Annotated in this window: 13 protein-coding genes; 4 read left to right on the forward strand and 9 right to left on the reverse strand. The window is 72.1% G+C overall.

Annotated elements, in window-relative coordinates; genetic code table 11:
• Positions 1-36: 36 nt before the first annotated feature.
• On the reverse strand, positions 37-708 hold the full coding sequence (locus tag AC08OT_RS14760) for a ferritin-like fold-containing protein (RefSeq protein WP_476596039.1): 672 nt from the start codon (positions 706-708) through the stop codon (positions 37-39).
• A gap of 465 nt (positions 709-1,173) precedes the next feature.
• Between AC08OT_RS14760 and AC08OT_RS14765 the strand changes: the two genes are divergently transcribed.
• Positions 1,174-2,832 (forward strand): DEAD/DEAH box helicase, encoded by a 1,659-nt coding sequence (locus AC08OT_RS14765; RefSeq protein WP_476596034.1) that lies wholly within the window; start codon positions 1,174-1,176, stop codon positions 2,830-2,832.
• Positions 2,833-2,882: 50 nt separating this feature from the next.
• Here the strand turns inward: AC08OT_RS14765 and AC08OT_RS14770 are convergent, their stop codons facing one another.
• The 3 genes from AC08OT_RS14770 to AC08OT_RS14780 form a co-directional block, all read right to left on the reverse strand.
• Complete coding sequence (locus AC08OT_RS14770; protein WP_476593752.1) at positions 2,883-3,302, reverse strand: hypothetical protein; 420 nt, start codon at positions 3,300-3,302, stop codon at positions 2,883-2,885.
• Positions 3,303-3,309: 7 nt separating this feature from the next.
• Positions 3,310-4,272: a ParA family protein gene (locus AC08OT_RS14775; RefSeq protein WP_476593751.1), complete on the reverse strand. Its 963-nt coding sequence runs from the start codon at positions 4,270-4,272 to the stop codon at positions 3,310-3,312.
• 175 nt (positions 4,273-4,447) lie between these two features.
• Positions 4,448-4,810, reverse strand: a complete 363-nt coding sequence (locus AC08OT_RS14780; RefSeq protein ID WP_476593750.1) for an antibiotic biosynthesis monooxygenase family protein — start codon at positions 4,808-4,810, stop codon at positions 4,448-4,450.
• A gap of 53 nt (positions 4,811-4,863) precedes the next feature.
• On the opposite strand from AC08OT_RS14780, the gene AC08OT_RS14785 reads away from it, so the two are divergent.
• Complete coding sequence (locus tag AC08OT_RS14785; RefSeq protein ID WP_476593749.1) at positions 4,864-5,319, forward strand: hypothetical protein; 456 nt, start codon at positions 4,864-4,866, stop codon at positions 5,317-5,319.
• Positions 5,320-5,355: 36 nt separating this feature from the next.
• Positions 5,356-5,514 carry a hypothetical protein gene (locus AC08OT_RS14790; protein WP_476593748.1) on the forward strand — a complete coding sequence of 53 codons (159 nt, stop codon included), beginning with the start codon at positions 5,356-5,358 and terminating at the stop codon, positions 5,512-5,514.
• On the opposite strand, the gene AC08OT_RS14795 is transcribed toward AC08OT_RS14790, so the two are convergent.
• Together AC08OT_RS14795 and AC08OT_RS14800 are read right to left on the reverse strand one after the other, a co-directional pair.
• Complete coding sequence (locus AC08OT_RS14795; RefSeq protein WP_476593747.1) at positions 5,501-6,706, reverse strand: pyridoxal phosphate-dependent aminotransferase; 1,206 nt, start codon at positions 6,704-6,706, stop codon at positions 5,501-5,503. The genes AC08OT_RS14790 and AC08OT_RS14795 overlap by 14 nt on opposite strands.
• A gap of 133 nt (positions 6,707-6,839) precedes the next feature.
• Complete coding sequence (locus AC08OT_RS14800) at positions 6,840-7,685, reverse strand: RecB family exonuclease (protein WP_476593746.1); 846 nt, start codon at positions 7,683-7,685, stop codon at positions 6,840-6,842.
• Positions 7,686-8,069: 384 nt separating this feature from the next.
• Here AC08OT_RS14800 and AC08OT_RS14805 point away from each other — a divergent pair, with 384 nt between their 5' ends.
• Positions 8,070-8,351 carry a chorismate mutase gene (locus AC08OT_RS14805; RefSeq protein WP_476593745.1) on the forward strand — a complete coding sequence of 94 codons (282 nt, stop codon included), beginning with the start codon at positions 8,070-8,072 and terminating at the stop codon, positions 8,349-8,351.
• A 65-nt stretch (positions 8,352-8,416) separates the two neighbouring features.
• Here AC08OT_RS14805 and AC08OT_RS14810 read toward each other — a convergent pair whose 3' ends face one another.
• From AC08OT_RS14810 to AC08OT_RS14820, 3 genes are all read right to left on the reverse strand, one after another.
• Positions 8,417-9,022 carry a DUF1003 domain-containing protein gene (locus tag AC08OT_RS14810; RefSeq protein ID WP_476593744.1) on the reverse strand — a complete coding sequence of 202 codons (606 nt, stop codon included), beginning with the start codon at positions 9,020-9,022 and terminating at the stop codon, positions 8,417-8,419.
• Complete coding sequence (locus AC08OT_RS14815; RefSeq protein ID WP_476593743.1) at positions 9,019-10,362, reverse strand: magnesium transporter MgtE N-terminal domain-containing protein; 1,344 nt, start codon at positions 10,360-10,362, stop codon at positions 9,019-9,021. The genes AC08OT_RS14810 and AC08OT_RS14815 overlap by 4 nt, the downstream gene beginning before the upstream one ends.
• A 193-nt stretch (positions 10,363-10,555) precedes the next feature.
• Positions 10,556-11,277: TerD family protein (locus AC08OT_RS14820; protein ID WP_476602929.1), on the reverse strand; the 722-nt coding region annotated here is incomplete at its 5' end.

Raw genomic sequence — 11,277 nt, forward strand, 5'->3', positions numbered from 1 at the left:
CCTAGGTCCCGGCCGACCACCGGCAGCGGGCCTGGATCAGGCGGACAGGCCCAGCGACGCCATCCGCCGGCCATGCGCCGCCATGATGCGGTTGAAGATCGCCGCCAGCGCCTCCAGGTCGCCGACCCCGACCAACAGCCCGGTGAGCGCGTCGCGATCGACTCCGACCCGCTGGGCCTGCGTGAGCGCCTCACCGACGAGCCGACGAGCCCACAGCGCCAGCCGCCCGGCCACCGTCGGGTTGGCGCTGATCGCCGCGCGCACCCGCTCGACCGCGAAGGCTGCGTGCCCGGTGTCGTCGAGCACCTTCAGAACCAGTTCGCGCGACGGTGACGGAAGCCGCGCCGCGATCTCGCGATAGAAGTCCGCCGCGATGTTGTCCCCCACGTAGGCCTTCACGAGGCTCTCCAGCCAGTCGGCCGGAGCGGTCGAGTTGTGGAAGGCGGTCAGTGGCGCGATGAACGGGGCCATCGCGAGCTCCCGGTCGACGCCGAGCCGGTCCAGCTCGTCGCTGATGGCCTGGAAATGGGCGAACTCGGCGGCGGCCATCTTCGCCAGGGCGATCTTGTCGGCAACAGTCGGTGACATCCGCGCGTCGGTGGCCATGCGCTCGAAGGCGGTCAGCTCGCCGTAGGCGAGCAGGCCCAGTAGATCCACGGTCGCCTGATCCACGGTCGGCGCGGGTCCGGCATCCGGGGACGGGGGCACCCGATTGTCAAAGTCACCTACCTGACCGGGGGTGGTGATGGCGATGGGTGTCGCCGGGCCGGTCGGAGTCCGTGTCGTCTGTGCCACAGGCGCGATTCTGACACCCGCCGCAGTCGCTGTCGGCAAACACTCCTGCTAAGGAGCCCCCACCCGGGGTTACACCGGCTATACTGGGGAGTAGCCAAGGGTCGTTATGTCACCTCGGCCGCCGTGTAGCAGGCGTCGCCTCGTCACCTGTGCACCCAGAGTTGCCATCGAGGGCACCGGGGCACATGATTTTTGGGTCGCGGGCGCCGCGCGGCTCACCGCGAGCGGGTTCAGCGTAGACACCGCTCAGAGAAGACCAGGAGCGTCCCGCTGTCCGTCACAGCTGAAGTACCCACGGATGATCTAACTCCCTACGAGCCACAAACCGCCCCCTCCACCCCCGGTTCCCCGGCGGCGCCGACCTTCGCGGAGCTCGGCGTGCGCGCCGAGACCGTCTCGGCGCTGACCGAAGCGGGCATCGTGCACGCTTTCCCCGTCCAGGAGCTGACGCTCCCACTCGCCCTGGCCCGCAACGACATCATCGGGCAGGCCCGCACCGGCACCGGCAAGACCCTCGCGTTCGGCATCCCGGTGGTACAGACGGTGCTGGCGGCCGAGGAGGGTGCCGACGGCCGTCCACAGGCCCTCGTCGTGGTGCCCACCCGTGAGCTGTGCGTCCAGGTGACCGCGGACGTCACCCGCGCCAGCGCCCGCCGTGGCCTGCGGGTGCTGTCCGTCTACGGCGGGCGTGCCTACGAGCCGCAGTTGTCCGCGCTGCGCGCCGGCGTCGACATCGTCGTCGGCACGCCCGGCCGCCTGCTGGACCTCGCCCGCCAGCACGTGCTCGACCTGGCCGGCGTCGGCACGCTGGTGCTCGACGAGGCCGACGAGATGCTCGACCTCGGCTTCCTGCCGGACGTCGAGCGCATCATGTCGCAGCTGCCGACCGAGCGGCAGACGATGCTGTTCTCCGCGACCATGCCCGGCCCGGTCATCTCCCTGGCCCGGCGGTTCATGAAGCGGCCCGTGCACGTCCGCGCGGAACAGCCGGACGAGGGGCGCACGGTCCCGACCACCCGTCAGCACGTCTTCCGCGCCCACGCGCTGGACAAGATGGAGGTGCTGGCCCGGGTCCTGCAGGCCGGCGGCCGGGGGCTCGCCATGGTGTTCGTGCGGACCCGGCGCACCGCGGACAAGGTCGCCGAGGACCTCGCCAAGCGCGGCTTCGCGGCCGCGGCAGTGCACGGCGACCTGGGCCAAGGCCAGCGCGAGCAGGCGCTGCGCGCCTTCCGCTCCGGCAAGATCGACGTCCTGGTCGCCACCGACGTGGCCGCCCGGGGCATCGACATCAACGGTGTCACCCACGTGGTCAACTACCAGTGCCCCGAAGACGAGAACGTCTACCTGCACCGCATCGGCCGCACCGGTCGGGCGGGCGAGAGCGGGGTGGCCATCACCTTCGTCGACTGGGACGACCTGCCGCGGTGGACGCTCGTCAACAAGGCACTCGCCCTGCCGTTCGACGGTCCGGTGGAGACCTATTCCACCTCTCCCCACCTGTACGAGGCGCTCGGCATCCCGGCGGGCGCGAAGGGCACCCTGCCGCACGCGGCGCGGACCCGTGCCGGGCTCGCGGCCGAGGACATCGAGGATCTCGGGGAGTCCGGCCGCGGCGGGCGCCGCGGCTCGCGGACCGGACGTGACCAGGACCGTTCCGAGCCGGCGGCGGTGCCGACCCGGACTCGCGCCCGTCGGCGCACCCGCGGCGGTGGTGCGGCGGCCGCGGCCTCGGGGCTGGCCATCGCCGCGGACCCGGTCGACGAGGACGGCCGGAAGGCCGGCCCACCCGTGGTGGACGGTGCCGGGCAGACCGGGCTGGTCGAGTTCACCGGGACCGCCCCGCCCACCGACACGGACACCGACACCGCCCGCGTCGTCTCCGCCCTGGCCTCGGAGACGGGCGTCGAGGCCGAGGAGTCGCCCCGACGCCGGCACCGGCGTCGCGGCAACCGTGGCCGGGGCACGGGCACAATGCGGGAGGCCGGCGACGGTACCGAGGGCGCGGCCGACGCGCCGCCTCGAGCCGAGTCGGCCTGACACCCCGGCGGCCCCGCGTACCCGCGGGTGTCGCCGGCCCGCGGGTGTCGTCAGCCCGCGGGCCGAAAATGCAGACCCAACCGGACCCAGCTCAGCCGCCGGCACGAGGGACAGCGCACCAACGAGGGATGCCGGAGTCGGACCAGCGGTAGATGGACGCTCGGCGTCAGGACGCGCAGCGCGTGCCAGGCGCCGAGGGAGCTGGTCTGCCCGCATCGGGAGCAGCTGACGGTCAGGCTGGTGTTCGGCGGTGTCACGGGGCGAACGCCGCTGTACAACGCACGCTTTCCATGCGCGTCCCGACCCACCGTCGATCTCGCGCGGACCGGAATGATCACGGGAGGTCGGGTGCCACGCGGACGCAGCCGGTCGAACCCGGCCGTCGCCCGGTCCTGCGCCCGGTCCTGCGCCTGTCCCGGCGCCTGCGTCCCGCCCGGCACCCGGCCGGGTGTCCACCCGAGCTCGTTCACCGTCGGCTCACACCCGCACCTCTCCGGCGCAGGCCGGTTCGCCGACCTGCGCCGGTGGGCGGGAATGGTCCCGCATGCCCACGGGCCGGCCGTCCCCCTCCCGAGGGCGTTGCCGCCGACCGGGCGAGGTGGTCCCCGGGCCGTCAACGGTTTCGGCGGCCTGCCCAACCGCGGTCCCGGCAGGGTCAGCGATGCCGGCGGCCGTGCCCACCCCCGCGACCCCGGCGATAGCCCGGGCATGCGACCGGTAGGCCTCGGCCCCCTTGGAGCGCCGTGCGGTCGTCAGGATGGACCGCCCCGTTCCCGGCGCCTCGGCGAAGCGCACCGAGCGGGCTACCGGCGGCGCCAGCACCGCGATGTCGTACCGGGCGGAGACGTCGGCGAGCACCGCCCGGCAGTGCGCCGTGCGACCGTCGAACAGGGTCGGCAGCACGCCGCGGACCCGCAGGCCGGGATTGGTCAGCCGCTGCACGTCGTGCACCGTGTCCAACAGCTGGCCGACGCCGCGGTGGGACAACGTCTCGCACTGCAGCGGCACGATGACCTCGTCCGCCGCCGTCAACCCGTTGATGGTGAGCACGCCCAGGGAGGGCGGGCAGTCGATGAGGATGAAGTCATACTCGTCGACAATCTCGGCGAGGGCGAGCCGCAGCGCGTGCTCCCGCCCGGTGCGTGACAGCAGCACCGCCTCACAACCCGCCAGCTCGATGGTCGCGGGCAGCAGATCGGTGCCGTCCGGTGTCCTGGTGATGATGATGCCGGCGGACAACCGTCCCAGCAGGACGTCGTGCACCGACAGTTCGAGGGCATCCGGATCCAGCCCGAGCGAAAAGGTCAGACATGCCTGTGGGTCGAGATCGACCAGCAGGACCCGACGGTCCAGCTCGCACAGCGCGGCACCGAGACTCGACACGGAGGTCGTCTTGGCAACGCCGCCCTTCTGATTCGCAACAGCGAGTACTCGGGCCACACCGATCAGTGTGGGGGCGTGGCCGATCCGTCACAACACTTGACGGGCGAAAATCTCGACGCGCCCCCGAGGCCACTCCGCAATCACCCTAAGTCGGGCACCGACCAACCATCCGCAACACCGGTAGATCCGGGCGTACCGCTCGTCTCATCCGGTGTGCGCCGCCGGGCGCGGGTCAGCTCGAGACGGGGGCGGCAGTCTGCACCACCTCGAACGACCACAGCGTGGCCGCGGTGGCCGCGGGGGCACCCTGCCCCCCCGCCGGGGCCCCGTGGCCCGCGGGAGCGCCCTGACCGGCCGCAGCCTGCCGGTGGCCCTCGCCGAACGCCTGCGAGGACTGCCACTTCTGGAAGTCCTCCTCGCTACGCCAACGGGTGTAGACGAGGTGGGTGTCCGTGCCCTCGATCGGGCGCAGCAGCTCGAACCATTCGAACCCGTCGGCCTGCTCCACCATGCCGGCACGGCCGGCGAACCGCTTCTCCAGGGTGTCTCGCAGCTCCGCGGGCACGGTCAATATGTTGATCTTAACAACACTCATGTCTTCAACCGTAGTGCGCGGGATCCATCACCGCGCCGCTAGAGTCCCCCGACGTGCCAGGTCTTCCCCGTGTCGCCGTCCTCGGCCTCAATGCCGCCGGAACCGCCGCGACGATCACACTCGCCGACGGTGGGCTGACCGTCACCGCGTTCTCCGACGGCCCCACGCCGCCGCCGTCCCTCGCCGAACTCGCCACGCACGGTCTGACTGATCGTGTCGTCGCCGTTACTCCTAATACGTTACGCCTGGTCGGAGCCGCCACGCACGGTCCGCCTTTTGAGGTGCACGGCGGTCCCCACCCGGGTAACGAGGCACGCCCGGGTGACGAAGCCCACCCACTCGGCGTTTTCGAGGCCGTGGTGCTCACCGGCCCGGCGGCGCGGCTGGGTCCGGCCGGGACGGGCTCGGCCCGTTTCGGCGAGGTCTTCGATCTCGAGGTTCCCTGGCTGTTCCATGTCGCGGGTCCCGCGCAGCTCGCGGCTGCCCAGGCCCGGTGGATCGGGGAATAGCTGCGCGGGCGGTACACGCCGCCGTCGCCCGATGAGATGGCCGCTCGCCCGCGACTGGCCGGCCGATCGCTGCGCGGCGGGGCACACGGTCAGCTGGCAGCGCTGGACCGGGAGCTGCGCGCGGGGCATGCCCGGGCGGCCGAGGCCGGCTACCCGATGCCCCAGCCGCCGGGGACGACCCTCAACCCGGGGTAGCCGGGGTGAGACGGGCAAGCCGCTCCGCCGCGGACTCCAGGGTCGTGAGCTTCTTGGGGAAGCCGAACCGGATGATGTGGCGGCCGTCCGCCGGGGCCGCGAAGAACGACGAGCCGGGAACAGTGGCGACCCCGATCCCGGTGACCAGCCGGCGGGCGAAGGCCACGTCGTCACCGGCTGGGTCGAGCGCGCGGGTGTCGCACATCACGTAGTACGCCCCGTCCGGTTCCCGGAAGGTGAAGCCGGTCCGGGCGAGGGCCGCGCAGAGCAGGTCCCGCCGTTCCCGGTACTGCCGGGCGAGATCGGCGTAGTACGTCTCCGGCAGGTTCATCGCCGCCACCCCGCCGGCCTGTAACGGTGCCGCCGCCCCGACGGTGAGGAAATCGTGCACCTTGCGGATCGCCGAGGTGTAGGCGGCGGGCGCGATCGTCCAGCCGACTCGCCAGCCGGTCACCGCGTAGGTCTTGGACAGCGCGTTGATGGTGACGGTGCGGTCCTCCAACCCGGGAACGGTGGCCGGCGGGATGTGGCCGCCCGGGCCCAGGTAGTGGATGTGCTCGTAGATCTCGTCGGTGAACACGAGCGCGTCGTGGCGCTGGCAGAGCTCGGCGACGAGGTCCAGCTCGGCGCGGCGCAGCACCTTGCCGGTCGGGTTGTGCGGGGTGTTCAGCACGATGGCGCGGGTGCGGTCGGAGAACGCCGCACGCAGCTCCGCCTCGTCGATCGTCCAGTCCGGGGCATGCAGGCGGACGAGCTTCGGCCGGGCGCCGGAGAGGATCGCATCCGGGCCGTAGTTCTCGTAGAACGGCTCGAACATGATCACTTCGTCGCCGGGGTCGACCAGCGCGAGCATCGTCGCGATCATCGCCTCGGTGGAGCCGCAGGTCACGCAGATCTCGGTGCCGGGGTCAACCGACCAGCCCGGGTAGGTTCCGGCCACCTTCGCGGCAACGGCGGCGCGGAACTCCGCGGCTCCCCACGTGATGGCGTACTGGTTCACGTCCGCGTCGATGGCGGCCTTGGCCGCCTCCTTGAGCTGCGGCGGGCAGGCGAAGTCGGGGAAGCCCTGCGCGAGGTTCACGGCGTCGTGCGCGAGAGCGAGCCGGGTCATCTCCCGGATCACCGATTCGGTGAAGGTCGCGGCCTTCGCGGAGACCCGCGGCCGGGCAGGCGCGACGGTCTGGTCGGGCATCGTTTCATGATGGCCCCTCTCCCGGCCCGGTGTCCGGCGCCCCGGGATACCGGCGCCCCGGTGTCCGGCGGCCCGGTGTCCGGCGGCCCGGTGTCCGGCGGCCCGGTGTCCGGCGGCCCGGTATGCCGGCGCCTCAGCTCTCGTCGTCCTCGTCGCCGAGGGCGTCCCAGGACTGGCGTTCGGGGCCAGCCGCCTGCCCCTCGGGGCAGTGGCTCCGGAAATCGCACCACGAGCACAGGGGGCCGGGGCTCGGCGGGAACGCCCGTTGCGGATCCTCACCCGCCCGCAGGGCCTCCGTCACGCGCACGGCGTCCGCCGCGACCGACTCCGCCCGCCGCACGTGCCGGGCGATGCTCGCCTCGGTGTGCTCGGCGGCCGCGACCCGCCCACTGGGCACGTGGTGCAGCTCGACCCGCCGGCATGGTTGGCGCAGCATCCGCCCGGCGGCCAAGGCGTAGAGCGCGAGCGCCGGGGACGATCGCGCGTCGTCGTCGGTGATCGGCCGGCGTCCGGTCTTGTAGTCGACGACGACCAACTCCCCGTCTCGGTCGTCGAGACGGTCCACCCGCCCGGAGAAGGCCAGTGCCTCGGTACGGGCCGCGACCGAGCGCTCGACCCCGCGCGGCTCAGCCGCCGGATCGAGGTGCGCGACATAGTCATGCGCCATCCGCGCGCCGCGCTCACGCCACCGGTACGACTGCTCACCGTCCCGGAAACCTTCGTCGACCCACAGCAACCGCAACAGCGCCGCGGCCCGCTGCGGGGCCCGTTGCTCGATCGGCTCCTCCCACCAGCGTCGCAGCGCGTTGTGCACGCTGACACCGAAGGAGGTGTGCGCCCAGGGCGGCCCCTTGGGCGGCCGCGGCCGGTCCAGATACGTCATCCGGTACCGGCGGGGGCAGTCCTCGAAGGCGGCCAGCCGCGACGGCGTGCAGGAAAAAAGCCGGCGGGGCATGCCGGTGAGCTCCAGTTGCGCCATTATCCGATGGTCTCACCGGCCTCGCCTCGGTTACCGGACGCCTGATCGGGCGGCGTCGCCGCCCGAGTCAAGGTGAGGGATTAGTCAAGGTGAGGGATCAGTCGGGGTGGGGTTACCCAAGAGTCGGGGTGGATGGCTACCCAAGAGATCAGGCGCCTGGACGAATCGGCACGCGGCTGGCATGCTCTTGCCATGCAGTGCAGTCGATTCACGTGCCGCCGACTCACAGGTCACGGCACGTCGCTGCGGCTGTTTTATGGGGACCGGGCACGGTCCCCGCTCCGCCGCTGATCTCACGCGGCACAAGCGCCAGACCCAGGCCCGGTCCGCCTCCGGGTTGTCTCGGCCTGGGGTGCGCCGGGCCTCCGACCGAAAGGCCCACTTGTGGAGAACGTCGTCGATGCCCCCAGCACCGCGCCGGCCATCGCCTCGATCGACGAGGGACGACAGCTCATCGATGACATCGATGCTCAGCTGCGTGATCTCGTCGCAACCCGGCGGGACCTGTCCCAGCAGATCCAGGCGCTGCGCTCGGCCGAGGGCGGGCCTCGCATCCAGCACGCCCGGGAGAACGAGATCATCGCGATCTGGGCGGACGAGCTGGGGCCTCGCGGGGTCGAGATCGCGATGGCGGTGCTGACGCTCTGTCGCGGTACCGTGCGGTAGGCACCCGGGCACCCGCCGGTGCGGCGCGCGGCCGCCGTTCGTACCAGCCCACCGCACCGGCCCGGTCATCGCGGCGAACGTAACGAACGCTCGCTCTCCCGCCGTCGGCGCTCTCGGCGTTCCCGATCGCGTTCCCGCTCCCGGTCCTTCGCCCGGTCACCGTCCGGCCCCTCCAACTCCGCGAGCAACCCCCGCAGTTCCGAACGCAGGAAGTCCCGGGTGGCGAGCTCGCCGATCGTGATGCGCATCGCAGCCAGTTCGCGGGCGAGGTATTCGGTGTCCTCGCGGTTACGGATGGTCTGCTCGCGGTCCTGGGCGAGGTTCGCGCGGTCCCGGTCGTCCTGGCGGTTCTGCGCCAGCAGGATGAGCGGTGCCGCGTACGCGGCCTGCAGCGACAGGACCAACGTCAGAAAGATGAACGGGAAATTGTCAAACCGGGCGGACTGCGGGGCGATGATGTTGTAGGCGACCCACAGCACAATCACGACGCTCTGCGCGACGAGGTACCGGGCCGTGCCGATGAAACGCGCCACCCGCTCCGCGATTCGCCCGAAGGCGTCCGGCTCGTGGGCGGAGCGCAGGGCGGACCGCCGGGACAGCCGCGGCTGATCAAGGCGGGCGCCTCGCGGCCGACGGCGTCCCAGGCGTCCCAGGCGTCCCAGGCGTCTCATGGTGCGGCCGGGGAGCTGCCCACCTCGCCGCGGGAGCCTGGTTCCACGTCGCCCGCGGCGGGCGGGGTCAGTGCCCCGGGGGTCGCCCGCGCATCCACGTCCGCGTCGAGCTGTCGCTCCCGCCAGTTCGCGGGAAGCAGGTGGTCGAGCACGTCGTCGACGGTGACGACGCCGACGAGCCGGCCGGCGCGGTCGAGAACCGGTGCCGCCACCAGGTTGTAGGACGCCAGATGACGGGTGACCTCGGCCAGCGGGGTCTCGGGCCGCAGCGAGGCGATGTCGACGTCGATCACGCCACCGACCAGGGTCGCCGGCGGCTCACGCAGCAGCCGCTGGAAATGGGCGAGACCGAGGTAGCGGCCGGTGGGCGTCTCGTAGGGCGGGCGCACCACGTAGACCTGCGCGGCAAGCGCCGGGGAAAGCTCGGGTTCGCGGATGCGGGCCAGCGCCTCGGCGACCGTCGCGTTCGGGGCGAGCACGACCGGCTCGCTGGTCATCATGCCGCCGGCCGTGTCGTCGGCGTAGAGCAGCAGACGGCGCACGCCGGCGGCCTCGTCGGGCTCCATCAGCCGCAGGAGACGCTCCGCGTCGTCGGCGGGCAGCTCGCCCAGCAGGTCCGCCGCGTCGTCGGGGCCCATCGCCTCCAGCACGTCGGCGGCCCGCTCGTCGGCGAGTCCCCCGAGCAACTCGACCTGCTCGTCCTCCGGCAGCTCCTCGAGGACGTCGGCAAGCCGCTCGTCATCGAGGGCGGCAGCGACCTCCGCGCGCCGTTTCTCGGACAGGTCATGCAGCAGCGACGCGAGGTCGGCGGGCCGCAGCTTCTCGAACGCGGCGAGCAGGTTCGCGGCCCCCTGCCCCTCCTCGGGCAGCGAGAAGCCGGTGACCTCGTCCCAGGCGACCGTCTTCACCTCGCCGCGCCGGCCCCGGCCGACCCGCACCGCCACCTGGTCTAGCACCCAGTCGCCGCCGCGAACCGGTTCGATCGCGGCATCGACGACGGTCACCTCGACGCCGGACGAGATGAGCGTCACCCGCCGGTCAAGCAGCTCGCCGAGCACCCGGGTCTCGTTCGGGCGCTGCTGGAAACGCCGCCAGCTCAGCCGGGCCGAGGACAGCACCACCGCGCCCGGCTCCACCCCGGTGACCCGGCTCATCGGCACGAAGATCGGTCGGCGTTGGACCTCGACGGCCAGGCCCAGGACTCGGGGCGGCTCATGCCCGAGTCGCAGCGTCGCGATCACATCGCGCACCCTGCCGACCTGGTCGCCATTCGGGTCCAGGACAAGCAGGCCCGCCAGCCGGCGGCAGTAGACGCGGGACGGAGCCGGGCGGGAGATCATGCCCATCACCGGACGATGCCTGCGAAGCGCAACATACCGGCCCACGACGGCCCTGCAGACCTGTTCACGGCCGGAGGTTACCCGGCCCGGGACATCCCACAACCCGGAGAGGTCGGCCGGATCAACACCGCCGCGCGGGCCGCCGGCAAACCGCCCGGCGTTCCGGGGCCGGGGATCGGGCTACGGGCACTGCCTACAGGTACTGCCTCGACGGATTGACCATGGCGCGGACGGTCTTGCCGTCGTGGAACTCCCCGATCGCCGTCATCGACCAGGTGGGAGCCCCGCGGTCGCGCTGCACCCGGCACATCACCAGTCCGGTGGACGGCTTGGAGTCGGACAGGTCGAACCGGACGAGCTCCTGCCCGGTGAGATCGTCATACAACCGGCAGTAGGCGTTACGCACCTCGACGAAGGTCTGTCCCTGGAAACTGTTGACCGTGAAGATCAGGGTGACGACGTTCCCCGGCAGGGCGCCGAGATCGACCATGATCGTCTCGTCGTCCCCTTCGCCATGGCCGGTCAGGTTGTCCCCAGAGTGGCGCACGGCTCCCCGGGCGCCCTTCTTGGACATGAACCAGACCTTGTCGACGTCCTTGCCGCGCTCGTCGAACAGGATGCAGGACGCGTCGAGGTCGCTCGACTTCCCGTGCTGGGCCGGATCCCACCCAAGGCCCATCCGGACCCGGGTGAGCGGCGGCGCGCCGGTCTTCACCAACGAGACGCTCTGCCCCTTGGTGAGCGATACCCGCCCCTTGTCCAGGTTCACCCGGCCACCCTGCTGACCGGGCGCTCCCGGCGCGGGGGGCGGCGGACCCCATTGCTGACCACCCGGCTGCGGCCCCCACTGCTGCCCGCCGGGTGGCGGGGGCGGCGGGCCCCACTGCTGCCCGGGCGGGGGCTGCGGTGTCCCCC

This window comes from Frankia sp. CgJB1 (genome assembly GCF_977947065.1).